This is a genomic window from Streptomyces sp. NPDC001858 (genome assembly GCF_053594615.1).
In genome coordinates this window covers 63,485-87,363 of record NZ_JBSFEV010000011.1, presented here as the reverse complement: position 1 = coordinate 87,363, position 23,879 = coordinate 63,485, and the positions used below count along the sequence as shown (strand labels likewise).

Below are 23,879 nucleotides of genomic sequence, written 5' to 3'. Positions count from 1 at the left end.
GAGCCGTTCCATGGAAACCTCGAGAAGCCCGCGGCGTCGTGGCCTCGTCGTCCTGTCCGTCCTCGCACTCACCGGATCCCTCACCCTCACCGCCTGCGGCGGGGACTCCACCACCGCCGCGTCGGCCGACGGCAAGGCCGAGATCACCGTCCTGCGCTCCAACGGCGCGATCTTCGAACCCCTCTACATAGCCGAGCAGCAGGGCTACTTCGAGGACGCGGGCCTCGACGTCACCATCAAGGCCGGAGCCCAGGACACCTCGCAGAACGCGCCGTCCGTCCTCAACGGCGAGGCGCAGTTCGCGATGACGGACAGCTCCGGCTTCCTCAAGGGCGCGGCCCAGGACATGCCCATCCGGATCGTGACCGGCCTGCAGTCGGCGACCACCAGGACCGACCCCACCGACGGACTGCTGGTGAAGAAGGACAGCACGATCGAGTCCTTCGCCGACCTGGAGGGCGAGACCGTCGGCATCTCCGCGCTCGGCGGCACCATCCAGTTCATCTGCGAGTACCTGGTGCAGAAGGCCGGCGGCGACCCGGGCAAGGTCAAGTTCGTGGCCCTGCCCACGACTTCGCTCACCGACGCCGCCACCTCCGGCAAGACCGACGCGATCTTCTCCTTCGGCCCCTTCTACTTCGCCGGGCTCGACAGCGGACTGCGCTCCATCGGCAACGGCATGAACGATGTGCCGGGCATGGTCCAGGGCCTGCTGTTCTCCAGCGAGAAGTACTTGTCGTCCAACGCCGGGACCGCGAAGAAGTTCATCGACGCGGTCGCCAAGGCCATCACCTACGCCAACGCCAACCCCGCGGCCGTGAAGGCGATCGACAAGAAGTACACCCAGGTGCCCGCCGCCTTCATCGACGCGCACGACACCAACTACTACGACAAGAACCTCGACACCACCGTCATGCGCACGGTCATCACCAAGATGCACGAGTTCGACCTGCTCGACAACGAGCCCAAGGACACGGCCCTCTATTGGGACCAGGCCCCGACCTCGGCCGGGGAGTAACGATGGCCAAGGTCCGACTGCTACAACTCGGCGCACTGGCCGCCGTGTTGGCGCTGTGGGCGCTGATCGCCGCGGTGGGCGTGGTCAGTTCGACGGCGCTCCCGGGGCCGGCCTCCGTGGCCGCCGCACTCGGCGACCTCCTCGGCAGCGGCGACTTCTGGCAGGCGGTGGGGGAGACCCTGCGCGGCGCGGTCACCGGACTGGCCGTGGCGATCGCCGTGGGCGTCCCGCTCGGGCTGGTGACCGGCGTGTACCAGGCGGCCGAGGAGTCGTCCCGGCTGCTGATGGAGATCCTGCGCTCCTTCCCGGTGATCGCCCTGCTGCCGGTGTTCCTGCTGGTCCTCGGCTCCACCCCCGGCATGAAGGCGACCGTCGTCTTCCTCGCCTGCGTCTTCCCGGTCCTGCTCCAGGCCCAGTACGGCGCCCGCAGCGTGACCCCGGCGATCCACGAGACGGTGCACGGCTACCGCATCCCGCGCCTGCTGCGCTTCCGCCGGGTGATCCTGCCCGGCGCGGTGCCCTCGATCATGACCGGACTGCGACTGGCGGCGACCACCTCCGTCCTGGTCGCCATCGGCGTCGAAGTGCTCACCACGCTCCCCGGCATCGGCCACATGATCATGGAGTCGCAAGCGGGCGGCGCCTCGGCCCGGGCGTACGCCTACATCCTCGTCGCCGGCTGCATCGGCTACTCGATCACCGTGCTGGCCCAGTTCGCCGAACACCGGCTGCTGCGCTGGCGTCCGCCCACCCACCAGGGAGGCGAGTGACCGTATGCCGTGGAAACCGATCCTGCGCCAACTCTGGCTGCCCGCCCTGGTGTTCGCCGTTCTGCTCGTCGCGACGGCGGGCAGCACCAGCTTCTACTTCCCGCCGCTCACCGAGGTCCTCACCACCCTGTGGGACGAACTGCTGCACGGCTCCCTCGTCGAGGACCTGCTGTTCAGCCTGCGCAACATCCTGCTCGGGCTGGCCCTCGCCACCGTCGTGGGCGCCGGCGCCGGACTCGTCATCGGGGAGATCCGCACCCTGCGGCTGGCCACCGGTCCGCTCCTCGACTTCGCCCGCGCGACCCCCACGGTCGGGTTCGTGCCCGTCATCATCCTCACCCTGGGCATCGGCTCCGGACCCAAGATCTTCCTGATCTTCCTGGGCTCGGTGTGGCCGATCCTGCTCAACACCGTCAGCGGCGTGCAGGCCATCGGCCCGGCCGTGCACGAGACCGCCCGCGGCTACCGCATCCCCTGGCCGCTGCGGCTGCGCCGGGTGATCCTGCCCGGGGCCCTGCCGCAGATCCTCGCCGGCATCCGGGTGGCGCTCTCCATCGCCGTCGTCCTCATGGTCGTCAGCGAGATCTACGGCTCGCCCATCGGCCTCGGCAACTTCATCCTGCAGAGCGGATCGAGCTTCCATGTCGCCGAGACCTGGGCCGGCACCATCCTGATCGGCGTCCTCGGCTACGGCCTGAGCGTGCTGCTCCTGCTCGTCGAGCACCGCGTCCTGGGCTGGTACCACCAGCGCGCACCCCGGACGCGCTCCCCGCGCCCGGTCACCACGCCCGGCACCGAGAGCATCAAGACCAACGGAGTCGCCGTATGACACGCGGTTCGAGCCTGTACGTCGAGGACGTCTGCATGAGCTTCGGGCAGGGCCCGCAGGAGCACCGGGTGCTCGACGGCCTCACCCTGCGCGTGGAGCCCGGCGAGTCGGTGTGCATCGTCGGCCCGTCCGGCGCGGGCAAGACGACCCTGCTGCGCTGCCTGGCCGGACTGTCCCGGCCGACCGGAGGCAGGGTGCGCTACGGCGAGCAGGCGCTCACCGAGCCGCACGCCGACATCGCCGTCGTCTCCCAGGACTACCGCGGCTCCCTGCTGCCGTGGCTGCGCGTCTGGGACAACGTCGCCTTCCCGCTCCAGGGCCGGGGCGTGAAGAAGGCCGTGCGCAAGGCGCGGGCGCTGGAGTGCCTGGACGCGGTCGGCCTCCCGGACGTCGGCGACAAGTACCCCTGGCAGCTCTCCGGAGGCATGCAGCAGCGCGTGGCCATCGCCCGCGGCCTCGCGTACGACGCCCCGGTGCTGCTGATGGACGAGCCGTTCGGGTCCGTCGACGCTCAGTCCCGGTTCGACCTGGAGGACCTGACCCTGCAACTGCGCCGGCAGCTCGGCATCACCGTGGTCGTGGTCACGCACGACATCGACGAGGCCGTCTACCTCGGGGACCGCGTCGTCGTCCTCGGCGGGAAGCCGACGGCCGTCCTGGACAACCTCACCATCGGGCTCGGCCCCGACCGCGACCAGCTGACGACCCGGGCCGATCCCCGGTTCGCCGAACTGCGCACCCGGGTGCTGTCCCTGATCCGCGGAGAGAAGGCGCCGACCCGACCGAACCCGCCGGCCCGACCGACCCGGGCGGAAGCGGCGCGCCCGTGACCGCCAGGCTCGACCACGTCGGCATCTGCGTCCCCGACCTGCGGGCCGCCGTCGCCTGGTACTGCGAGGCGCTGCACCTCACCGAGGAGCGTGCGTTCAGTGTGCCCGGCACCGACCTGCGCGGTGTGATGCTCCGTCATGTCAACGGCCACCGCATCGAGTTGCTCCACCGCCCGGACGCCGTGCCGGGCCTGGCCGCCGACGGCCCGGTGGCGGCGGCGGGCACGCTCGGCTACGGCCACCTCTGCCTCGCCGTCGACACGGCCGCCGAGGTCGACACCGAGTTCGCCCGGCTCGTCGCCGCGGGCGCGGGCGTGCGGATGAGCCCGCGCCCGGCGCCCAGACCGGACGCCCGGATGGCCTTCGTGTCCGACCCGTACGGGAACCTCATCGAGCTGATCGACCGGCCCGGCTGACCGGCCGCCTGCCTGCCCGACGGCCCGCCTCACCCCCTCCGCATCCCCCCTCCTTCCCTCTCGCCGACCGGCGTCCGTCGGTCAGCCATGCCCAAAACCCACCGAAACCCACTGAAGACCCACCGAAAACCCACTGAGAACAAGGGAGTTCACCGTGACTCGCACCAGCAGGCCCGGACCCGACGTCACCTACCGGGCCCGCCCCCGTGCCCTGCTCGTGGCGGTGGCCGCCGCCATGGCCCCGACGCTCGTCGCCCCCGCGAGCGCGCACGCCGCGTCCACGAAGGCCGCGAGGAGGGCCGCCGCGTGCATCGAGGTCGCCTCCGGGGAGACCCTGGAGCTGACCGCGACGACCACCGCGAGCTGCCTCACCATCGAAGAGGGCGGCGTCATCACCGTCCCCGACGGCTACCGCCTCAGCCTCACCGTCAACGGCGTGGAGACCGGCTCCCGGCTCGCCGCACTCACGGACGGCTACGGCGGCGCGGCCACCGCGATCGCCGCCGGCAGCTACACCGGCACGATCGTCCTGACCGTCGCCGAGGCCACCGACCTCGCCTACGACGACCTCACCTTCCCCTTCCGGCAGGCGATCTACGTCGACGCCGACGGGGTCGACGAGGCCAAGTCGGTCCCCTCCGACGTACGCGGCGGCACCGTCACCGACACCGCCGCCTCGGACATCACGCTGCTGTCCAACGGCGAGGCCTTCAACGGTGTCTACGTGAGCGGCGGCGGCAGCTACACCCTCACCAACCCGAAGATCGCCTTCGACGGCAACGGCCGCTGCGACTTCATCGGCTACGGAGCCTCGGTCGTCGGCACCGGCGCGGGCACCAGGCTCGTCCTCGACGGAGCCACCATCAGCAACGTCGGCGTGGTCCGCACCGCGGTCATCGCCGACGCGAGCGCGAACGTGATCGTCAAGAACTCCACCCTGCACTGCGCCGACGGAGTCGTCCCCGACGAGTACCCCACGGCGGGCACCGGCGACACCCGCTACATGATCACCGTGCCGTGGATGCTGGGCCTGTCCGGCAATGTCCGCACCACCAACCTGCTCGGCGCGAGCACCAAGGCGTCGTTCATCAACTCTTCGATCTCCTCGGAGAAATGGGGCGCCCTCTCCGTCGACGGCGGGAGTTACTGCACGCTCACCGCCATCAACAGCACCATCGCCAACACCGGCGGCCAGGGCTACGGCTCCTACGCCATCGGCAACGTGACCGAGCACTTCCTCGGCTGCACCTTCGACGTCGGCGACTACGCCCTCATCCACTGGGGCGCGTCGGCACACTACGGCAACAGCACGGCGGCGGCCGTCGCCGCCCTGAACACCTCGCTCGAACTCGGCCTGACCAGCGCCGAGTTGAGTGCGCTGGAGGAGAAGCCGACCGTCGTGAACGCCGGTCGCTTCATGGTGCTGTGGTACGCGGCAGGGTCCGTCGCCATCGACGGCGGCACCGAGGTCAACACGGGCGAGACCGCGTTCATGTGCAAGGCCGTCGCCGGCTCGGTCACCGTGGACGGCTCCCGGGGCGCCACGATCAACCCCGGCAACGGGATCGTCTTCCAGCTCATGGACACCGACCGGCCGAGCAGCGTCTCGGTGTCGGGCAAGGCCTGGAAGACGGAGACGATCGGCACGTACACCGAGCCGACCGGGTCGCCGACCAAGTCGTCGAGCTGGGTCACCACCAGCGGCCAGACGACCGACGCGAAGGGATCCTTCACGGACATCGAGCTGACGGGGGACTTCTACAACTCCGTGTGGGGCGGCGGCAACGCGAGCCTCCAGGGCCAGAACCTGAACCTCACGTTCACCCGCTCGACCGTCGAGGGCGTCATCTCCGCGAGCACGGCCAGGCACAGCGTGTCCACGATCACCTCGGCCCAGTACCGGGAGATCAGCGAGGTCACCAACACCCCGAGCGCGGTCGTCAACAACGGCGTCCTGGTGACGCTGGGCGCCGGCTCGACCTGGACGGTCACCGCAACGTCCTACCTGAGCGCCCTCACCCTGGCGTCGACGGCCGCGGTGACCGCCCCGTCCGGCAAGACCGTGACCCTGACGGTCAACGGCACGACCACGGCGATCCAGGCAGGCACCACCTACACGGGCGCCCTCACCCTGACCGTCGCGTAACCGAAGCGACGACAAAAAGCCGGCCCCCGGGATGCGAACCATCTCCCCGGGGGCCGGCGTCTGGGGTGATCGCTATCCGCCCAGCATGTTGTAGCCGCCGTCCGCGACGAGGAACCCGCCCGTGATGTGGTGCGCGTCCTCCGTGGCCAGGAACAGGGCCGCTCCCGCGAGCTCCTCCGGTCCCGGGATGCGTCCCATCGGCGTCGCCGCCCGCAGTGCGTCCCCGCGCCCGCCCTGCCAGTCCGCACGGCCCAGCGTGGCCTCGGTCTCGATGAACCCCGGCGCGAACACGTTCACCCGCACCGCCGGCGCGAAGGCGTGCGCGTACGACTTGGTCAGGCCGATGATGCCGTACTTGGCGGCCGCGTACTGCGGCGCCCGCGCACTGCCCCGGACGACGACGGTGGAACCGATGTTGACGATCGAGCCCCCGCCGTCCTGCTCCAGCATCCGCGCCCCGAACTCGTGCGTGCACAGCAGGGTGCCCTTGATGTCGACGGCGAGGACGTGGTCGACGGAACTCTCGGTGAGGTCCCGCCACGACATCTGCTCGCGGGCCACGTCGCCGACGTTGTTCACCGCCACGTCGAGTCGGCCGAAGTGCCCCCACACCTCGTCGGCGAGGCGCTTGATCTGATCGTGCTCGGCGATGTCGGCCCGGACGACGAAGGCCTTGCGGCCGAGCGCCGTCACCCGCTCCGCCGTCGCCTGCGCGCCCGCGAGCGAGCTTCGGTAGTGGACGGCGACATCGGCGCCCTCCTGCGCGGCGCGTACGGCGATCTCGGCGCCGAATCCGGTGCCCGCGCCGGTGACGAGGACGGTCTTGCCGGCGAATCGCTCGGGGACGGGTTTCATGCCTTCTCCGTTTCATGACGTTCATGAAGTCTTTTGAAATGCAAGGGAGTTCAGACGAGGGTTCGCCCGCCGTCCGCGTACAGCACCTGGCCGGTGACGAACGCGGACTCGGCGGACGCGAGGAAGAGGACGGGCCCGGTCAGATCCTCGGGCCGGCCGAGCCGTCCGGCGGGCACCAGCGACTCCAGGGACGCGCGCATCCCGGGCCGGGCCAGATAGCCACGGGTGAGGTCGGTCTCGGTGTAGCCGGGGGCGACCGCGTTGACGGTGACCCCGCAGGCCGCCCACTCGCGCGCCATCACCCGCATCAGCTGGTTCACGCCGCCCTTGGTCGCCGCGTACGGCGCGTGCTCCTTGTGGGCGAGCAGACCGGAGACGGAGGACAGGTAGACGACCCGCCCATAGCCGTTCGGCACCATTGCTGCTCCCGCGGCCCGGCCCAGCCAGAACGCGCTGGAGAGGTTGACCGCGACCAGCCGCTCCCACACCTCGTCCGGCGTCTCCAGGACGGGTCTGCGGTCGTTGACGCCGACCGCGTGCACGAACACGTCCAGCCCGCCGAGGAGTTCGACCGCCTCGCCGACCGCGGCCCGGCAGGCCTCGGCCGAGGCGAGGTCGGCCACGACGCCGTGCACCCCGTCCTGGGCGAAGCCGTCTGCACAGTCCTGGGCGATGCCGTCGAGCCGGTCCTTGTCCACATCGAGCACGACCACCGCCGCGCCCGCCCCGGCGAGGGCCCGGGCCACCGCGGCGCCGATCCCGCCCGCCCCGGCGACGAGGGCACGCGTACCGGCGAAGTCCCATGTAGTCCGCATGCCCGGACCGTAAGCCACTCCTGCGTTTTGTGTCCACACTTGGCGTATCTCTTGACGGTCGATGGGGCGATTGGCAGGGTGAGTGTCGACAGTTAGGGAGGCCTGATGAAACTGGTGACGTTCGACGCGGGTCCGGAGACCGCACTGGTGGGGCGGCTCGACGGCGACACCGTCGTGGGGCTGGACGTGCCCTCCACCCGCGGGTTCTTCGAACGCGACGGCCAAGTCGGCGAGACGGGGCGGACGTTCGCGGCGGCCGACGTCCGGCTGCGGGCGCCGATCACGCCCAAGAAGTTCTTCCACACGGCCGGCAACTTCCGCGAACACCACGAGGACCTGGTGCGCGTGGACTGGTCCCACCCGGTGAACAAAGGCATCGTGTTCTTCCAGAACGTGGACGCGATCATCGGCCCCGACGAGCCGATCGTGTACCCGGCGAACCTCACCCGGGAACTCGACTACGAACTCGAACTCGCCGTCGTCATAGGGAAACCGGGCCGCTTCTTCTCCGCCGAGCAGGCCGCCGAGCACATCGCCGGCTATCTGGTCTTCAACGACATCACCGCCCGCGACATCCAGCGCAAGGAGATGGAGTCCGGCGTCTTCTCCTTCTCCAAGGCCATCGAGACCTTCTGCCCGATCGGCCCGTACATCGTCACCGCCGACGAGATCGACGATCCCCACGACCTCGACATGGAGCTACGGGTCAACGGCGACGTCCGCCAGAAGTCCAACACCGCCCGGATGTCGGTGTCCATCCCCCAACTGGTCGCCTACCACTCGCCGCAGGTCTACAGCGCCGGCGACCTCATCACCACCGGCACCGTCGCGGGCGTCGCCGCGAGCACCGAGGACCCCTTCGCCAACTACCTCAGGCCCGGCGACGTCGTCGAGGCCGAGATCGAGGGCCTGGGCATCCTGCGCAACCCGGTGGTCTCCTGGTCCGACGCGTACGGCGGCGAAGAGCCGCCCGCCGGGCTCTGGGTGTGAGTCGATGAGGATCGCACAACTGGCCGGAAGGCCCGTCCTGTTGACCGAGGGCGGTGCCGTCGACCTCCCCGCCGGGTACGCCGAGGACGTCTTCCTCCACTGGGACGACCTGCTCGACTGGTCCAGGGGCGCCACCGGGGGGCGTCCCTACGACGAGGCCGAGCTGGAGGCGCCGGTCCCCGCCCCGCGCCAGATCTTCGCCGTGGCCCTCAACTACCGCCCCCACACCGCCGAGGCGGGGTACCAGGAGCCCGAAGCACCCTTGGTGTTCACCAAGTTCCCGACCTGCCTCACCGGCCCGCACACGACCGTGGAGCTGCCGGACGGCCATGTCGACTGGGAACTCGAACTGGTCGCCGTCATCGGCCGCGAGGCCCGCCGGGTGCCGGTGGAGAAGGGCTGGGAGCCCGTCGTGGCGCTCACCGTCGGCCAGGACCTGTCCGAGCGGATCGCCCAACTCGCGGGCCGCCCCGCCCAGTTCTCCCTCGCCAAGTCACACCCCGGGTTCGGCCCGATCGGACCCGCGCTGGTCAGCCTCGACGAGATCGACGAGACCGGCGACCGCGACGACCTGGAACTGACCTGTGAACTCAACGGCGAGCGCGTCCAGCACGACCGCACGTCCGGCATGATCTTCCCGATCCCACAACTGGTCGCGCATCTCAGCGAGTTCTGCACCCTGCTGCCCGGCGACCTCATCTTCACCGGGACCCCGGCGGGCGTCGGCAACCGCCGGTCCCCGCAGCGCTTCCTGACCCCCGACGACGAACTCGTCAGCCGCATCAGGGGAGTCGGCGAGATGCGGCACCGCTTCCGGAGGGCGAGGCCATGACCCGCACGCTCTTCGCCGACGTCCAGGTCTTCGACGGCACCGGGAAGGACCCTTTTCCGGCCGAGGTGCTCGTCGAGGGAAACCGCATCACGGCGGTGGCCGACCGCGTTCCGCGCGACCTGCGGACCGAGGCCCGGGTGATCGACGGGGGCGGCGGCACCCTGCTCCCCGGACTCGTCGACGCCCATGCCCACCTCGGCTTCGGCTCCACCGTCGAGCACCGCTCGCCGCGCCGCGACGAGCCCGAGGAGGAGAAGGCGCTGCTCGTGGCGCACGCCGGACGCGTCCTGCTCGACCACGGCATCACCAGCGCCTACTCCGGCGGCAACCGGCTCCCGCGCACCGAGATCGCCGCCCGCAAGGCCTTCGCCGAGGGCTGGATGCCCGGACCGAGGCTGAAGGCCGCGTCGTGGGAGGGCAGCGCGGGCATGGTCGAGCCCGGCGTCTACGACTTCCCGGGCATCGACGGGCGCGCCTCCGACCCGTATTCGGTGGCCCGGTTCGTCGCCGACATGGCTCAAGTCGGCGTCGACATCGTGAAGTTGTCGCTGTCCGGAGAGAGCGCCGTCGTCCAGGGCACGTCCCGGATCGTGCAGTTCACCGCGGAGGAGGTCGCCGCCGCGGCCAAGACGGCGGAGACGCACGGCGTCTGGCTCACCGCGCACGCACACGCCGCCGAGTCGATCAAGATGGCCGTGCGGTACGGCATCCGCGCCGTCTACCACTGCACCTTCGCCGACGAGGAGGCACTCGACCTCCTCGAAGCGGCCCGCGACCGCGTCTTCGTCGCCCCCACCCCGGGCATCATCCACGCCAACCTGCACGAGGCCGGCAGCGAACCCGAGCCGGGGATGGAGGTCGAGGCCACCGCCGAGGCCGTGCGCGCGGTCGTGCCCGAGCTGGTCCGGCGCGGCGTACGCGTCGTCCCGGGCGGCGACTACGGCTTCGCCTGGAACCCGGTCGGCCGCAACCTCCGCGACCTCGAACTGTTCGTCGACTGGTTCGGCTTCACCCCCGCCGAGGCGCTGCGCGCGGCGACCCGCCACGGCGGGCAGATCATGGGCCTGGGACACGAACTCGGCCTGATCCGGGCGGGGTTCCTCGCCGACCTGGTCCTCGTCGACGGTGACCCGCTGGCGGAGATCGCCATCCTCCAGGACCGCGACCGGCTGACGGCGATCATGAAGGACGGCAAGCTGCACAAGGCCCCCGAGCCGCACAGAGCCCGCGAACCGCACAACTCCTACGAACCGCACCAGGCCCGCGAACCGCACCAGGCCCGCGAACCGCACCAGGCCCCCGAGCCGCACCAGGCCCCCGAGCCGCACAAGGCCCCCGAGCCGCACAAGGCCCCCGAACCGCGCAGGGCCCGCGGATGATCCGGGTCCGTACGCCCGCCGGGCGGCTCCTGGGGGAGTGGGACCGGGGCGTGGCGGTGTTCCGGGGCATCCCGTTCGCCGAGCCCCCCGTCGGCCCGCTGCGCTGGCGGCCGCCCCGGCCCGCCGCCCGCTGGGTCGGCGAGCGGCGGGCGTACGACTTCGGGCCCGCGCCGCTCCAACCCCAGCCGCCCCGCGACTCGATCATGTTCCACACCAACTTCGCCGACCGCCGCGCGCTGGTGACCAGCGAGGACTGTCTCTACCTCAACGTCTGGACGCCCGACCCCGCACCCACCGCCGCCCTGCCGGTCATGGTCTGGATCCACGGCGGCGGCAACCGCTACGGACACGGCGGCCAGGAGATCCACGACGGGCGCGCGATGGCCCGTCGAGGGCTCGTCGTCGTCACCCTGAACCACCGGCTGGGAGCGCTCGGCTTCCTCGCCCACCCCGAACTGGCCGCCGAGGACGACCTCGGCGCGTCCGGGAACTACGGGCTGCAGGACATCGTCGCCGCCCTGGCCTGGGTGCGGGAGAGCATCGCGGCCTTCGGCGGCGACCCCGACCGGGTGACGCTCGCCGGGAACTCCGCCGGAGCCGCCCACAACTGCCACCTCATGGCCTCGCGGGCCGCCCGGCCCCTCTTCCGAGCGGCCCTCGGGCAGAGCGCCTCCGGCATCGGACGCGCCGAGGGCCCCCTCGCAGACCAACTCGCCGCCCAGAAACAGGGGTTGCGCTGGGCGGCCGGTTTCGGCGACCGGGACGTCGACGCGCTGCGGCGGCTCGACGGCACGGAACTCGTGCTCCGCGGCCACTTCGGTCCCGTCGTGGACGGGCGGATCCTGACCGAGCCGAGCGACGACGTCTTCGCCGCCGGCCGCCAGCACGCCGTACCGCTGCTGGTCGGCGGCAACGTCGACGAGGGCTCGGTCTACGCGGCCCCGGACGCCCTGCGCAGCCTCCCGGTGGAACCCGGCGCCGACGAACTGTATCCCGTCCGGAACCTGGCCGAAGCCCGTCGCACGGCGCGGCTGTTCACCGGCGAGAGCCGCTTCGGCTACCCGGTGTGGCGCTGGGCCGTCGCCCATGCGTACACGGCGCCGACCTGGATGTACCGCTTCGCCCGGACGCCCCCGCTGCCGGCCGGCCTGGACCTGGCGGCGCCGCGCGACGGACTCCCGGGATACGGCGTCTACCACACCGCCGAACTCCCTTACACCCTCGACAACCTGGACTGCCGCCCTTGGCCCTGGACCGACTCCGACCGCGAGCTGGCCCGCACCATGGCGGACGCCTGGGCCCGCTTCGTGGAGACCGGCGACCCCAACGGCGGCGCGCTGCCGCGGTGGTCGGCCTTCACCGGCACCGAGACGATGGAATTCGGGAACCCGGAGTCCGGGGACTCGGCACGGGCGGCCACCGTCGAACGCCTCGACGCGATGCGGCTGTTGGACCGCTGCCCCCGCCCCCTCTGACTCCCCGCGAGAGGAGCCCGACCCGTGGTGAGACTCCCCGAGACCGAAGGCGCCGGCGAGATCGCCCAGCGCGTCCGCGAACGCCGCGGCGGCGCACTGCGCCCGCTCGACCGCATGCTGCTGCACAGCCCACAGCTCGCCGACGGCTGGAACACCCTGCTCGGCGCCATCCGGGCGCGGCTGGAACTCCCGCCCGACGTACTGGAGTTGGTGATCCTGCGGATCGCCGTGCTCAACCGCGCCCCGTACGAGTGGACGGCGCACGAGCCCGAGGCCCGCCGGGCCGGGCTGACCGACTCCGACCTGACCGAACTGCAACGCGAGAAGCCGGAGTTCGACGAGCGCCGTCGGCGGGTCATCGCCTACACCGATGCGATGACCCGCGATGTCCACGTCCCCGACGAGGTGTTCGACGCCCTGCGCGCCCACTTCACCGACGCCGAACTCGTCGAACTGACGGCGACCGTGGCCGCGTACAACATGGTGTCCCGGTTCCTGGTCGCACTCGACGTCTAGGAACGGTGGCCGCGCTGCCGCCTGACGAAGTCGACGAACAGCCGGTTCCAGGCGGCCGGCCGCTCCCAGTGCGGGTTGTGGCCCGCCTCGCGGACGACATGCGTCTCCACGTCCCGCAGGTGCCCGGCGTTGAGGCGCATGACGGACGGCGGACTGTAGAGGTCGGCGTCGCCGGTGATGAGCTGGACGGGCAGGGTGAGGGTCTCCATGGCCGCCCAGGTGATCGTGTTCGCCAGGGACTGCGGGAAGGCGTCGGCGGTCCTGGCCCGCTCGTGGATCTCCAGCCAGGCCGCCACCCCGTCCCGGTCGCCGCCCCGGTACGACGGGCCGAGCTCCTTGAAGTCGACGGGCAGGTCGCCGAAGGGGTCGGGCTGGAGCGCCGCGGTCAGCTCCGCGTACTCCGCGTCCTGGACGCCCATGATGCTGCCGGAGACGGTGAGGCTGCGCAGCCGGTCCCCGTGCGACAGGGCGTAGTCGATCGCCACGGGTCCGCCCGCCGCCGAACCGCAGAGGTGGAAGGTCTCCAGACCGAGCCGGTCGGCGAGCGTGTCGAGGTCGCCGGAGGCGGTGTCGGCCTCCGCCCTGACGCCCGCCACCGAGCGGTACGCGCCCCGCCGTGAGTAGCCCACGACCCGCAGCCCCGCCGCGGCCAGCACCGGCTGCTGGTACGGCCAGCTCTCGCCGCTCCCCGAGCCGGGATGCAGCAGGACCACGGCCTCCCCGGCGCCGCCGGTGTCCCAGCACCACAGGCTGCCGCCCCCGGCCACCGCCACCTGATACTCGGTCACCGGCGCCTGCTCGGGCACCGGCACCGGCACCCACGGCTGTGCCGGTTGTGCCGGCTGCCCGGCGGATGCGTCCCCGGCCGCCGCCGTACCCTGGGCGACACCGGTCGCCGCGATCGCGGCCAGCGCCCCTCCCACCACGGAGCGTCGGGTGAAAGCGGACGAGGTGGACGGGGCGTTCGAGGTGCATGGGGCGGGCGGGGCGGAAGCAGGGGACTGAGTGGACGGGTTCGTGCGGGCTCGCGTCATGATTCCTCGTTTCCTCGGTGAGATTCCGGTGAGATTCGGGCGGTTCCCCGACGGGCCTCTCCGTCGGCTGATGCCCTCTGTCGACAGGACGTAGGAGATCGCGGGGGATCCCCGCTGTGGCCGGTCCTGGGGTGGGATAGTGTCGACACCGTTGTATTGGCTGTGAGCTCGGACAGGCAGGGAGAAGTGCCGCATGACCGATCAGGACACGCATCTCGTGCTGGAGCGCCTCCTGCGGCTGCGGGACCGGCGTGAGCCGCTGGTCGCGCAGATCGCCGAGTGGGTCGGCGCGGGCATCATCGAGGGCCGGCTGGAACCGGGTCAGGACCTCAACAGCGTCGATCTGTCACGCCGGTTCGACACCAGCCGCACGCCCGTCCGCGAGGCGCTGATGCTGCTCGAACAGGAGGGGCTGGTCGAGATGAAGGCGCGCCGCCGGCCCCGGGTTGCCGCGCCGTCCCCGCAGGACATCCGGGACATCTACCAGGTGCGCAAGCGCCTGCTGTCGATGCTCGCGGCCCTGCTGGTGGAGCGGGCCGACGACGCGGAGCTCGCCGAGCTGCGCACCCGGGTCGAGCGGATGCGGGAGCTGGCCGACGCCGGTGACGTGGACGCGTACTTCTGGAACCACGTGCTGCTCCAGGAGCGGATGACCGAGATCGTCGGCAACGCCACCCTGAAGCAGATCCTGGACTCGCTGGCCCTGCGCACGCTGATGCTGCGCCACCTGAGCCTGACCCGGGCCGGGCGCCTCGCCCACAGCATCGACGATCAGGAACGGCTGCTGCAGGCCTGCGAGGAGCGGGACGAGGAGCTGGCCTCGGCGCTGATCGCGGGGGCGACGGTGCGCGCGCAGCGGGCCGTGGAGGAGCAGTTGGAGCAGGACGAAGCGGCACGCGGCCGCAAGCCCGTCCGTCGGCAGCGAGCGGCTTCCTAGGCGGGTTGGGTGAAGTCGGCTGCGGTTCGGCAGCGCCCCAAAGGGGCGCGGGGAACTGCGCGACCAGCCACGACGGCGCCGCACGGAAACGACGACACATCGCGGCACCTCCAGCGGAGCGCGCAGCGCTCAGCGGGCAGCGCCGCCGCGCCCCCTGGGGGCGGCTCACTTGGCCAGCACTCCGCCGTCGACGGGGAAGTTGCCGCCCGTCACCCACGCCGACTCGTCCGACGCCAGATACACCGCGCACCAGGCGATGTCCTGCGGCGTCCCGACCCGGCCCAGCGGGATCCGGGCCAGCAGCGCCTCGCGCGCGGCGCCGTCGTGGGCGCCGGCGGACTCGGTCGCGGGCGTGCGCACCATGCCGGGCGAGATCGTGTTGGCGCGGATGCCCGACGGGCCTCCCTCGACCGCCAGTTGACGGGTCAGTCCGAGAACGGCCGCCTTGCCCGCGCAGTGCGCGACCATCCCGAAGTTCCCGCTGCCCCGGAAGGCGTTCACCGAGGCGAAGTTGACGATCGAGCCGCCCCCGGCGGCCTCCAGGTGCGGCCACGCGGCCTGTACGGGCAGGAAGACCACGTCCACCTCGCCGCGCAGGGTCGGCGACCACTGCGCGGCGAAGTCCATGTCGGCGGCCGTGGCCATGTGCGGGGCGATGGCCCCCGCCGTCACCAGGACGTCGATACGGCCGTGCCGGGTCACCGCCTCGTCGGCGAAGCGACGGGCGTCGGCGGGGACGGTCATGTCGAGCGGTGCGAGCACCTCGACGGCCTGCCCCCGGTCGGCGGCCGCCTTGCGGGTGCGTTCGGCGGCGGCGGGGTCGAGATCGCAGCCGATGACGGTCGCGCCCTGCTCGGCGAAGAGCAGCGCGCAGCCCTGGCCGATGCCGGCGCCCGCACCGGTGACGAGAGCGACTTTCCCAGAGAGCCTGCCGGTCATATGGACCCCTTTCAGGAGGAGTTCATGGCGGTCGTACGAGACCGCGGCACGGCTCGCCCCTCCTTCCTAGTGTCGACACAATGGGCTAGTCAAGGGGTGTGGCGCTCTGTAAGGTCATTTCTGTCGACAGTTGTCGGTGGTTGGTTCTCCTGCCAGGGCAGCAGCGGATCCTCGACGAGGCCGGCCGCCAGCCACTGTTCCACGGCCGCGATGTGCACCGTCGCGGTCGACACCGCCAACTGGGCGTCGCGCGCCCGCAGCGCGCGCAGGATCTCGTCGTGCTCCCGGTGCGCGTGCTCCACGGCCCGCTCGGTCCGGGTGCCCCGGACGATCCGCACCCGCTGGGTGCGCGTGGACAGCACCCGCAGCAGCATCGACAGCACCGGATTGCCGACGGCCTCGACGATCCGCAGATGGAACGCGATGTCGTGCCCCACGAACTCCTCGACCGTCGCCGCCGACCGGGACCGCCGCAGCACCGCGCCCAGCTCGTCGAGATCGTCCGGACCGAGCAGCGCGGCGGCCAGCCCGGTCGCCTGCGGTTCCAGCAGCCGGCGGACCTCCAGCAGTTGCAGCGCGGTCTGCCCCTGGGAGACGTCCGAGGCGAACGAGAACGCCTCGAAGAGGAGATGGGGCTCCAGACTGGACACATACGTGCCGTCCCCCTGCCGGGCGACCAGGATCCGCATCGCGGTCAGCGCCCGCACCGCCTCGCGCAGCGAACTGCGGGACAGGCCCAGCTGTCCGGCGAGCAACTCCTCCTTGGGCAACCGGGAACCCGGCGCGAGGTCGCCCGCCACGATCATCGCCTTGATCTTGTCCATCGCCTCGTCGGTCACTGCCACGAGCACGCCTCTCTGTACGGCTACTCCTGCTCGGACTGCACCTCGTTCGACTGGTCCTGGAGCGGCTACTCCTGCTTCTCGCCGGACGCGAAGCGGGAGATGATCAGCGCGACGATGATGATCGCGCCGTTGAGGAACTGGTTCCACAGCGGCGGCACACCCGCCAGCGTCATCACGTTGACGACCAGCTGGAGCGTCAGCACACCGGTCAGCGCACCGAACACGGACCCCTTGCCGCCGTTGAGGCTGACCCCGCCGATGACCGTCGCGGCGAAGACCTGGAAGATCCAGCCGCTGCCCTGGGTCGCGGAGATCGAACCGTAGTGACCGCTGTAGAGGATGCCGGCGAACGCGGCCAGCACGCTCCCCAGGATCAGCACCGCCCACACGATCCGGTCGACCCGGATGCCCGCGGTCCGCGCCGCCTCCGCGTTGCCGCCGATCGCGTACAGCGCCCGCCCGTGCCGCAGCCAGGCCAGCGCGGCGCTGCCGAGGGCGAAGAGCACCACACAGATCCAGATCGCCGCGGGCGCGCCCCACCAGGACGCCCGGCCCAAGTAGGTGAAGGAAGAGGGCAGTTCGACGATGGACTGACCTTCGGAGAGGGCGACCTGGAGACCCCGCAGCATCGTGAGCATGCCGAGGGTGACGATGAACCCGTTGAGCCGCAGCTTCAGGATCAGGAACCCGTTGACGGCCCCGATCACCGCGCCCACCAGCAGACAGAGCGGAATCGCCGTCCACTCGGGAAGGAGCCCGAGCCCGGTGAACCGGGCGCCGCTGGTGGGCAGCACGAGCCACACCGCGATGACCGGCGCCACCCCGATGGTGGACTCCAGGGACAGGTCCATCCGCCCGCAGATCAGGATCAGCGCGGTGGCGAGCACCAGCAGGCTCAGCTCCGTCGACTGCTGCGCCACACCGATGAGGTTGTCGGAGGTCAGGAAGGCCGGCGAGACGATGAACCCGATCACCCCGAGGACCAGGATGGCCGGGATCAGGGACAGTTCACGGAACCGGCCGAGGTCGAGCCCGCGACGGGCGTCCCCGGCGGTCTGCTGCGCCACGCTCGCTGCGGGGTCGGTGACATCAGTGGTGGCGGACATGACTACCTTCCGTGCTCGTCGGTGTCGGGTGCTTCGGCCCTGTCGGCGACTTCCTGCCCGGCGACGCCCTCCATGGCGGCGACCACCTGCTCGTCCCGCCAGCCGGGCGCGAACTCGGCGACCACGCGCCCGTGGAACATCACCACGACCCGGTCGCACACCTTCAGGTCGTCCAGCTCGTCGGAGACGATCAGCGCGGCCTTCCCGCCGTCCGCGACCTCGCGGATGCGCCGCAGCAGGAACTCCTTGGACTTGACGTCCACCCCGTTGGTGGGACGGACGGCGACCAGCACCCGGGGGGCGGTGGCCAGCGCCCGCGCCACCACGACCTTCTGCTGGTTGCCGCCGGAGAGCGCGGACACCGCGGTGGCCGCCCCCGGGGTCTTGATGTCGAGCTCGCGGATCATGCGCTGGGCGAAGTCCCGGGTCCGGGACGGCAGTACCGTGCCGAACGGGCCCAGCTGGTCGGTGACGGTCAGCGTCGCGTTCTCCGCCACGCTGCGGCCCGGGACCAGGCCCTGCAGATGCCGGTCCTCGGGGACCAGACCGACGCCCGCGGCCAGCGCCGACGGGACGCTGCCGGTGCGCACGCCGCGTCCGCCGACGGAGATCCGGCCCTCCTCGGCGCGATGCAGACCGGCGACGGCCTCCCCGACCCGCACATTGCCGCTCGCCGCCGCCCCGGCCAGCCCGACCACCTCGCCCGAGCGCACCGACAGGGACAGCTCGCGACAGGCGCCGGGGAGCGTGAGGCCCTCGATCGACAGCAGCTCGGGACCCGGCTCCGGGCCCGGGCCCGCGTCGCGAGCCGCTGAGGCGGCGGGGCTCGCCGTGGCCGGGGTCGTCTCCCCGGTCATCGCCTCCACCAGGGCCTGATGGCCGACCTCGGCGACCGGCGCGGTGAGGATATGGGTCGCGTCGCGGTAGACGGTGACCGTCGTGCAGAGGTCGTACACCTCTTGGAGGTGGTGCGAGATGAACAGGAAGGCGACGCCCTGGCGTTGGAGGTCGCGGAGCTTGTCGAAGAGCCTGCCGATGCCACGGGCGTCCAGCTTCGCGGTCGGCTCGTCGAGGATGATGAAACGTGCGCCGAACGACAGGGCGCGGGCGATCTCCACGAACTGCCGCTGTTCCACGGTGAGTTCCCGGGCCCGCGCGCTCGCGTCGACGTCCACGCCGTATTCGCCGAGGAGTTCCTCCGCCCGCTGCCGCAACTGCCGCCAGCGGATGGGCTGCAGCGGTCCGGCGCTCTGCCGGTTCAGGAAGAGGTTCTCCGCGACGGTCAGGTCCTGGATGATCGTGGACCGCTGGTAGACACAGGCCACCCGGGACCGCCAGGCGTCGATGTCGCCGACCGGCGGCGCCGGTTCGCCGGAGAAGCGCAGGGATCCGGTGTCGGGCCGGCGCAGCCCGGTCAGCAGGGACACCAGCGTCGACTTGCCGGCCCCGTTGCGGCCCACCAGCGCGTGCGACTCGCCGGGGGCGACGGCGATACGGGCGTCGCGCAGCGCAACGGTGGCGCCGAACCTCTTGCCGACCCCGATGGCCTCGGCCACCGGGGTCGGGACCGCCGGGGTCGGAGCCACCGGGGTCGCGGCAGGAGTGTCCGCCATGGTGGATACCGTCCTTCCAGGAGTGCGGGCGCTGATGCCGGTCCGGGGTCGGGTCACTGACCCACGGTGTTGCCCCACAGGCTCTGGTCCTCGACGTTCTCCTTGGTCACCAGAGGCGCCGGCAGCTGGTCCTCCAGCCCGTTGGGGATCGCGATGATCGTCGAGTCGTGGTCGGTCTTGCCCGCCTTGAAGGTCTTGCCGTCGGCCGCCGCCTTGGCGTAGTACAGCGCGTACTTGGCGTACAGATCGGCGGGCTGGGAGACGGTCGCGTCGATCTGGCCCTTGCGGATCGCGTCGAACTCCTGCGGGATGCCGTCGTTGGAGATGATCGAGATGTGCCCCTTCTGGCCGGCCGGCTTGAGCAGGCCCTTCTGCTCCAGCAGAGCCAGCGTCGGCTGCAGGAAGACACCGCCGGCCTGCATGTAGATGCCGTTGAGGTCGGGGTGCTGGGCGAGCAGGCTCTGCAGCTTGGCGGAGGCCACGTCGCCCTTCCAGTCGGTGGGGAGCTCGAACACCTTGATGGCGGGGAACTTCTGCTTCATGCACTCGGCGAACGCCTCGGAGCGGTCACGCCCGTTGATGGAGTCCAGCGCGCCCTGGAGTTCGGCGACCTTGCCCTTGCCGCCGAGCTGCTTGCCGAGGAACTCGCAGGCCTTGGTGCCGTACGCCCGGTTGTCGGCGCGCACGACCATGTAGACGTCACCCTTGTCGGGGCGGGTGTCGACACTGACCACGGGGATCTTCTTCGAGGCGAGGGCGTCGAGCGTGGAGGCGATCGCGCCGGTGTCCTGAGGGGCCATGACGACGGCCTTGGCGCCCGTGTTCTGGAACACCTGCACATTGGCGACCAGCTTGGTGACGTCGTTCTGGGAGTTGCTCAGCGGCAGCGCGTTGATGCCCTCGGACTTGATGTCCTTCTGGACGTACTCGGCGTAGGAATTCCAGAAGTCGGAGTCGGAACGCGGCAGGTCGATCCCGATGGCGGGACTGTCGCCGCCCGCGCTGTCCGACCCCGCGCTGTCGCGGTTGCAGGCGGTGAGGAGGGTGAGGGCTGCGACCACGACGGCGGTTGCGGCGGTGGAGCGGGTGCGAGCGAGCTTCATGGCCGGGTTCTCTCCTTAGCCTGAGCAGGGAGTGGAGATTCCTCCGATGTATCTCGAACGTCGAGGACGTTACGACGGTGTCACCGGCGCTGACAAGGGGTCGTGTTCGACGAATCGACAGGATTTTTCGGGGTGTTGTCATGCAGCCCCAGGGCACCTAAAGTCGCGGTTCTGCGATTCCTCCGATGAATGCCTCGCCGCGTCGCGACGCATGAGGACCGTCCCACAGGAAGGGCGCCCCCTTGACCGCAACCCCCGCCCGGATCGTCGCGGTGGACACCCACGACATCCGTTTCCCCACCTCGCGGGAGCTGGACGGCTCCGACGCGATGAACCCGGATCCCGACTACTCCGCCGCCTACGTCGTCCTGCGGACCGACGCCGGCGACGGGCTGGAAGGCCACGGCTTCAGCTTCACCATCGGACGCGGCAACGACGTCCAGGTCGCCGCGATCGCCGCCCTGCGCCCCCACCTCCTGGGCCGCTCGGTGGACGAACTCTGCGCCGACCCGGGCTCCCTCAACCGCGACCTGATCGGCGACAGCCAACTGCGCTGGCTAGGCCCCGAGAAGGGCGTGATGCACATGGCGATCGGCGCGGTCGTCAACGCCGCCTGGGACCTCGCCGCGAAACGCGCCGGGCAGCCGCTGTGGCGACTGCTCGCCCACGCCGACCCCGAATGGCTCGTCTCCCAGGTCGACTTCCGCTACATCGAAGACGCCCTCACCCCCGAGGACGCCCTCGCCCTGCTGCGGACCGGCCGGGCCGGGCTGGCCGAACGCGAGGCGGACCTGCGCGAGCGCGGCTACCCCGGCTACACCACCTCGCCGGGCTGGCTCGGCTACTCCGACGAGAAGCTCACCCGGCTCGCCAAGCAGGCCGTCTCCGACGGCTTCACCCAGATCAAGCTCAAGGTGGGCGCCGACCTCGACGACGACCTGAGGCGGCTGCGCACGGCCCGCGCCGCCGTCGGGGACGGGGTGCGCATCGCCGTCGACGCCAACCAGCGCTGGAACATCGACGAGGCGATCCGCTGGACCCGCGCCCTCGCCGAGTTCGACCCGTACTGGATCGAGGAGCCCACCAGCCCCGACGACGTCCTCGGCCACGCGGCCATCAGGGCGGCGGTCGCGCCGGTGAAGGTCGCCACCGGCGAACACGTGCAGAACCGCATCGTCTTCAAGCAGCTGCTCCAGGCCGGCGCCCTCGACGTGCTCCAGATCGACGCGGCCCGGGTCGGCGGCGTCAACGAGAACCTCGCCATCCTGCTGCTCGCCGCGAAGTTCGGGGTGCCGGTGTGCCCGCACGCGGGCGGGGTGGGGCTGTGCGAACTCGTCCAGCACCTCGCGATGTTCGACTACCTGGCCCTGTCCGGCACCACCGAGAACCGGGTCATCGAGTACGTCGACCACCTCCACGAGCACTTCACCGACCCGGTCGTGCTGCGCGACGGCCATTACACGGCCCCGCTCGCCCCCGGCTTCTCCGCCGCCATGCACCCCGAGTCCCTCGCCGAATTCCGTTACCCGGACGGCGCGTTCTGGGCCGCCGACCTCGCCCGGTGACGGGTCTGTGCGCGCTGTCTTGACGTGTACTTGGCGCAGTGGGTTCATGGGAGCGCTCCCACACTTCCCTTGACCCCTGCCGAGTTTCTTGGCCTCACTTCTGGAGTCGCAGTGAGAACGACAAGAAGCACGTCACGAACGCATTTTCTGCGCACTGTGCCGATCAGGCTCGCCTTCCTGCTCGGTCTGGTCCTCGTCGGCGCCCTCTGCCCTGCCGTCGCCCAGGCGGAGTCCCGGTCGCCCGGCGTCCTCGCCACCGGTCTGCACATCAGCGACGGCCGGCTGGTCGAGGGCAACGGGAACGACTTCGTCATGCGGGGCGTCAACCACGCCCACACCTGGTATCCGGGCCGGACCCAGCAGTCGCTCGCCGACATCAAGGCGATGGGCGCCAACGCCGTGCGGGTCGTCCTCGCCGACGGCCACCGCTGGAGCGCGAACAGCGCCTCCGACGTGGCCGGCGTGATCGCCCAGTGCAAGGCCAACCGGCTCATCTGCGTGCTGGAGGTGCACGACACCACTGGCTACGGCGAGGACGCGGCGGCCGGCACGCTCGACCAGGCGGCCGACTACTGGATCGGTCTGAAGAGCGTCCTGGCCGGCCAGGAGGACTACATCGTCGTCAACATCGGCAACGAGCCCTGGGGCAACACCGACCCCGCGGGCTGGACCGCGCCGACCGTCGCTGCGATCCAGAAGCTGCGGGCCGCCGGATTCGCGCACACGATCATGGTGGACGCGCCCAACTGGGGTCAGGACTGGCAGGGCGTCATGCGGGCCAACGCCCGGTCCGTGTACGACGCCGACACCACCGGCAACCTGATTTTCTCGATCCACATGTACAGCGTCTTCGACACGGCGGCGGAGATCACCGACTATCTGAACACCTTCGTCGACGCCGGACTGCCCCTCCTCATCGGCGAGTTCGGCGGCCCCGCCGACCAGTGGGGCGATCCCGACGAGGACACCATGATGGCCGCCGCCCGGCAGCTCGACCTCGGCTATCTGGCCTGGTCCTGGAGCGGAAACACCGACCCGATCCTCGACCTGACGCTCAACTTCGATCCCGCGCAGCTCAGTTCATGGGGAAGCCGCATCTTCAACGGCGTCGACGGCATCGCCCGGACCGCCGAGGAAGCCACCGTCTTCGGCGGCGGCGCCCCCGGCGACACCCAGGCCCCGACGGCCCCCGGCGCCCCTAACGCCTCGGCGGTGACGGCGACTTCGGCCACGCTCACCTGGACCGCCGCCACCGACAACGTGGGCGTCGCCGGCTACGACGTCGTCCGGATCAGCGGCGCCGCCGAGACGAACGTCGCCGCCTCCACCACCCACACCGCCACCGTGACCGGCCTCACCGCGAACACCGCCTACACGTTCGCCGTGTACGCCCGGGACGCCGCCGGGAACCGCTCCGCCCGCTCGGCCACGGTGAACGTCACGACCGGCAGCGCACCCGCCGTGGCCTGTGCCGTCGGCTACCGGGTCGTCGGGGAGTGGCCGGGCGGCTTCCAGGGCGACCTCACCCTCCGCAACACCGGCACGACGGCCATCAGCGGCTGGAGACTCGCCTTCACCTTCGCCGACGGCCAGACCGTCACCAACATGTGGGGCGGGACCGCCACCCAGAGCGGCGGCGCGGTGAGCGTCGTCCCCGCCTCCTACACGTCGACCATCCCCGCCGGCGGCTCGGTCACCGTCGGCTTCATCGGCGGCAAGGGCGCGACCAACACCGCACCGACCGCGTTCACGCTCAACGGCGGTGCCTGCGTGACCACCTGACGGACCGTCGTCCCGCCGATCGGCGCAGGGGAGCGGCCGCCCGCGCCGATCGGTGTCCACCGTGGCCGGCAACTCTCCGGTGCC

At 71.1% G+C, this 23,879-nt stretch carries 22 protein-coding genes; 14 read left to right on the top strand and 8 right to left on the bottom strand.

The window, feature by feature from the left end; translation table 11 throughout:
* The first annotated feature begins 10 nt into the window (after positions 1-10).
* From ACWCPF_RS18365 to ACWCPF_RS18340, 6 genes are all read left to right on the top strand, one after another.
* A complete protein-coding gene (locus tag ACWCPF_RS18365; RefSeq protein WP_451046065.1) occupies positions 11-1,018 on the top strand; it encodes an ABC transporter substrate-binding protein in 1,008 nt (335 codons plus the stop codon).
* Positions 1,019-1,020: 2 nt separating this feature from the next.
* On the top strand, positions 1,021-1,788 hold the full coding sequence (locus tag ACWCPF_RS18360) for an ABC transporter permease (protein WP_451046064.1): 768 nt from the start codon (positions 1,021-1,023) through the stop codon (positions 1,786-1,788).
* A 4-nt stretch (positions 1,789-1,792) separates the two neighbouring features.
* A complete protein-coding gene (locus ACWCPF_RS18355; protein ID WP_451046063.1) occupies positions 1,793-2,617 on the top strand; it encodes an ABC transporter permease in 825 nt (274 codons plus the stop codon).
* On the top strand, positions 2,614-3,447 hold the full coding sequence (locus tag ACWCPF_RS18350) for an ABC transporter ATP-binding protein (protein WP_451046062.1): 834 nt from the start codon (positions 2,614-2,616) through the stop codon (positions 3,445-3,447). Before ACWCPF_RS18355 ends, ACWCPF_RS18350 begins: the two co-directional genes overlap by 4 nt.
* Complete coding sequence (locus ACWCPF_RS18345; protein ID WP_451046061.1) at positions 3,444-3,863, top strand: VOC family protein; 420 nt, start codon at positions 3,444-3,446, stop codon at positions 3,861-3,863. The genes ACWCPF_RS18350 and ACWCPF_RS18345 overlap by 4 nt, the downstream gene beginning before the upstream one ends.
* A gap of 154 nt (positions 3,864-4,017) precedes the next feature.
* On the top strand, positions 4,018-6,009 hold the full coding sequence (locus ACWCPF_RS18340) for a hypothetical protein (protein ID WP_451046060.1): 1,992 nt from the start codon (positions 4,018-4,020) through the stop codon (positions 6,007-6,009).
* Between the two features lie 72 nt (positions 6,010-6,081).
* On the opposite strand, the gene ACWCPF_RS18335 is transcribed toward ACWCPF_RS18340, so the two are convergent.
* Positions 6,082-6,864: an SDR family NAD(P)-dependent oxidoreductase gene (locus ACWCPF_RS18335; protein WP_451046059.1), complete on the bottom strand. Its 783-nt coding sequence runs from the start codon at positions 6,862-6,864 to the stop codon at positions 6,082-6,084.
* 50 nt (positions 6,865-6,914) lie between these two features.
* Complete coding sequence (locus ACWCPF_RS18330) at positions 6,915-7,679, bottom strand: SDR family NAD(P)-dependent oxidoreductase (protein WP_451046058.1); 765 nt, start codon at positions 7,677-7,679, stop codon at positions 6,915-6,917.
* Between the two features lie 105 nt (positions 7,680-7,784).
* Here ACWCPF_RS18330 and ACWCPF_RS18325 point away from each other — a divergent pair, with 105 nt between their 5' ends.
* Genes ACWCPF_RS18325 through ACWCPF_RS18305 form a run of 5 tightly spaced genes read left to right on the top strand, consistent with a single transcriptional unit; the run spans position 7,785 to position 12,871 of the window.
* Positions 7,785-8,669: a fumarylacetoacetate hydrolase family protein gene (locus ACWCPF_RS18325; protein WP_451046057.1), complete on the top strand. Its 885-nt coding sequence runs from the start codon at positions 7,785-7,787 to the stop codon at positions 8,667-8,669.
* Between the two features lie 4 nt (positions 8,670-8,673).
* A complete protein-coding gene (locus ACWCPF_RS18320; RefSeq protein ID WP_451046056.1) occupies positions 8,674-9,501 on the top strand; it encodes a fumarylacetoacetate hydrolase family protein in 828 nt (275 codons plus the stop codon).
* Positions 9,498-10,880 (top strand): amidohydrolase family protein, encoded by a 1,383-nt coding sequence (locus ACWCPF_RS18315; protein WP_451046055.1) that lies wholly within the window; start codon positions 9,498-9,500, stop codon positions 10,878-10,880. The genes ACWCPF_RS18320 and ACWCPF_RS18315 overlap by 4 nt, the downstream gene beginning before the upstream one ends.
* Complete coding sequence (locus ACWCPF_RS18310) at positions 10,877-12,355, top strand: carboxylesterase/lipase family protein (protein ID WP_451046054.1); 1,479 nt, start codon at positions 10,877-10,879, stop codon at positions 12,353-12,355. Before ACWCPF_RS18315 ends, ACWCPF_RS18310 begins: the two co-directional genes overlap by 4 nt.
* A 24-nt stretch (positions 12,356-12,379) precedes the next feature.
* Complete coding sequence (locus ACWCPF_RS18305) at positions 12,380-12,871, top strand: carboxymuconolactone decarboxylase family protein (RefSeq protein ID WP_451046053.1); 492 nt, start codon at positions 12,380-12,382, stop codon at positions 12,869-12,871.
* On the opposite strand, the gene ACWCPF_RS18300 is transcribed toward ACWCPF_RS18305, so the two are convergent.
* Entirely contained in the window at positions 12,868-13,797 is a 930-nt protein-coding gene (locus tag ACWCPF_RS18300) for an alpha/beta fold hydrolase (RefSeq protein ID WP_451046052.1), read from the bottom strand. The two genes, ACWCPF_RS18305 and ACWCPF_RS18300, sit on opposite strands and share 4 nt — an antisense overlap.
* Before the next feature lie 301 nt (positions 13,798-14,098).
* Between ACWCPF_RS18300 and ACWCPF_RS18295 the strand changes: the two genes are divergently transcribed.
* Positions 14,099-14,842 carry a GntR family transcriptional regulator gene (locus ACWCPF_RS18295; protein ID WP_451046051.1) on the top strand — a complete coding sequence of 248 codons (744 nt, stop codon included), beginning with the start codon at positions 14,099-14,101 and terminating at the stop codon, positions 14,840-14,842.
* 165 nt (positions 14,843-15,007) lie between these two features.
* On the opposite strand, the gene ACWCPF_RS18290 is transcribed toward ACWCPF_RS18295, so the two are convergent.
* The 5 genes from ACWCPF_RS18290 to ACWCPF_RS18270 form a co-directional block, all read right to left on the bottom strand.
* The gene (locus ACWCPF_RS18290; protein ID WP_451046050.1) at positions 15,008-15,781 is read right to left on the bottom strand and encodes an SDR family NAD(P)-dependent oxidoreductase; all 774 of its coding nucleotides are present in this window, start codon (positions 15,779-15,781) and stop codon (positions 15,008-15,010) included.
* 89 nt (positions 15,782-15,870) lie between these two features.
* Positions 15,871-16,626 (bottom strand): FadR/GntR family transcriptional regulator, encoded by a 756-nt coding sequence (locus ACWCPF_RS18285; RefSeq protein ID WP_451046049.1) that lies wholly within the window; start codon positions 16,624-16,626, stop codon positions 15,871-15,873.
* Between the two features lie 65 nt (positions 16,627-16,691).
* The gene (locus ACWCPF_RS18280; protein WP_451046048.1) at positions 16,692-17,732 is read right to left on the bottom strand and encodes an ABC transporter permease; all 1,041 of its coding nucleotides are present in this window, start codon (positions 17,730-17,732) and stop codon (positions 16,692-16,694) included.
* A gap of 2 nt (positions 17,733-17,734) precedes the next feature.
* On the bottom strand, positions 17,735-19,345 hold the full coding sequence (locus tag ACWCPF_RS18275; RefSeq protein WP_451046047.1) for a sugar ABC transporter ATP-binding protein: 1,611 nt from the start codon (positions 19,343-19,345) through the stop codon (positions 17,735-17,737).
* 53 nt (positions 19,346-19,398) lie between these two features.
* The gene (locus ACWCPF_RS18270; protein ID WP_451046046.1) at positions 19,399-20,448 is read right to left on the bottom strand and encodes a sugar ABC transporter substrate-binding protein; all 1,050 of its coding nucleotides are present in this window, start codon (positions 20,446-20,448) and stop codon (positions 19,399-19,401) included.
* 242 nt (positions 20,449-20,690) lie between these two features.
* Here ACWCPF_RS18270 and ACWCPF_RS18265 point away from each other — a divergent pair, with 242 nt between their 5' ends.
* Both ACWCPF_RS18265 and ACWCPF_RS18260 read left to right on the top strand, forming a co-directional pair.
* Positions 20,691-22,013, top strand: coding sequence for an enolase C-terminal domain-like protein (locus tag ACWCPF_RS18265; RefSeq protein WP_451046045.1), 1,323 nt, complete (start codon positions 20,691-20,693; stop codon positions 22,011-22,013).
* Positions 22,014-22,124: 111 nt separating this feature from the next.
* A complete protein-coding gene (locus tag ACWCPF_RS18260) occupies positions 22,125-23,795 on the top strand; it encodes a cellulase family glycosylhydrolase (RefSeq protein ID WP_451046044.1) in 1,671 nt (556 codons plus the stop codon).
* The last annotated feature ends 84 nt before the right edge of the window (positions 23,796-23,879 follow it).

Coding starts and splice junctions, on each gene's coding strand:
- ACWCPF_RS18365 (WP_451046065.1), top strand. CDS start 11: ATGGAAACCTCGAGAAGCCCGCGGCGTCGTGGCCTCGTCGTCCTGTCC.
- ACWCPF_RS18360 (WP_451046064.1), top strand. CDS start 1,021: ATGGCCAAGGTCCGACTGCTACAACTCGGCGCACTGGCCGCCGTGTTG.
- ACWCPF_RS18355 (WP_451046063.1), top strand. CDS start 1,793: ATGCCGTGGAAACCGATCCTGCGCCAACTCTGGCTGCCCGCCCTGGTG.
- ACWCPF_RS18350 (WP_451046062.1), top strand. CDS start 2,614: ATGACACGCGGTTCGAGCCTGTACGTCGAGGACGTCTGCATGAGCTTC.
- ACWCPF_RS18335 (WP_451046059.1), bottom strand. CDS start 6,864: ATGAAACCCGTCCCCGAGCGATTCGCCGGCAAGACCGTCCTCGTCACC.
- ACWCPF_RS18330 (WP_451046058.1), bottom strand. CDS start 7,679: ATGCGGACTACATGGGACTTCGCCGGTACGCGTGCCCTCGTCGCCGGG.
- ACWCPF_RS18325 (WP_451046057.1), top strand. CDS start 7,785: ATGAAACTGGTGACGTTCGACGCGGGTCCGGAGACCGCACTGGTGGGG.
- ACWCPF_RS18320 (WP_451046056.1), top strand. CDS start 8,674: ATGAGGATCGCACAACTGGCCGGAAGGCCCGTCCTGTTGACCGAGGGC.
- ACWCPF_RS18315 (WP_451046055.1), top strand. CDS start 9,498: ATGACCCGCACGCTCTTCGCCGACGTCCAGGTCTTCGACGGCACCGGG.
- ACWCPF_RS18310 (WP_451046054.1), top strand. CDS start 10,877: ATGATCCGGGTCCGTACGCCCGCCGGGCGGCTCCTGGGGGAGTGGGAC.
- ACWCPF_RS18295 (WP_451046051.1), top strand. CDS start 14,099: ATGACCGATCAGGACACGCATCTCGTGCTGGAGCGCCTCCTGCGGCTG.
- ACWCPF_RS18290 (WP_451046050.1), bottom strand. CDS start 15,781: ATGACCGGCAGGCTCTCTGGGAAAGTCGCTCTCGTCACCGGTGCGGGC.
- ACWCPF_RS18280 (WP_451046048.1), bottom strand. CDS start 17,732: ATGTCCGCCACCACTGATGTCACCGACCCCGCAGCGAGCGTGGCGCAG.
- ACWCPF_RS18275 (WP_451046047.1), bottom strand. CDS start 19,345: ATGGCGGACACTCCTGCCGCGACCCCGGTGGCTCCGACCCCGGCGGTC.
- ACWCPF_RS18270 (WP_451046046.1), bottom strand. CDS start 20,448: ATGAAGCTCGCTCGCACCCGCTCCACCGCCGCAACCGCCGTCGTGGTC.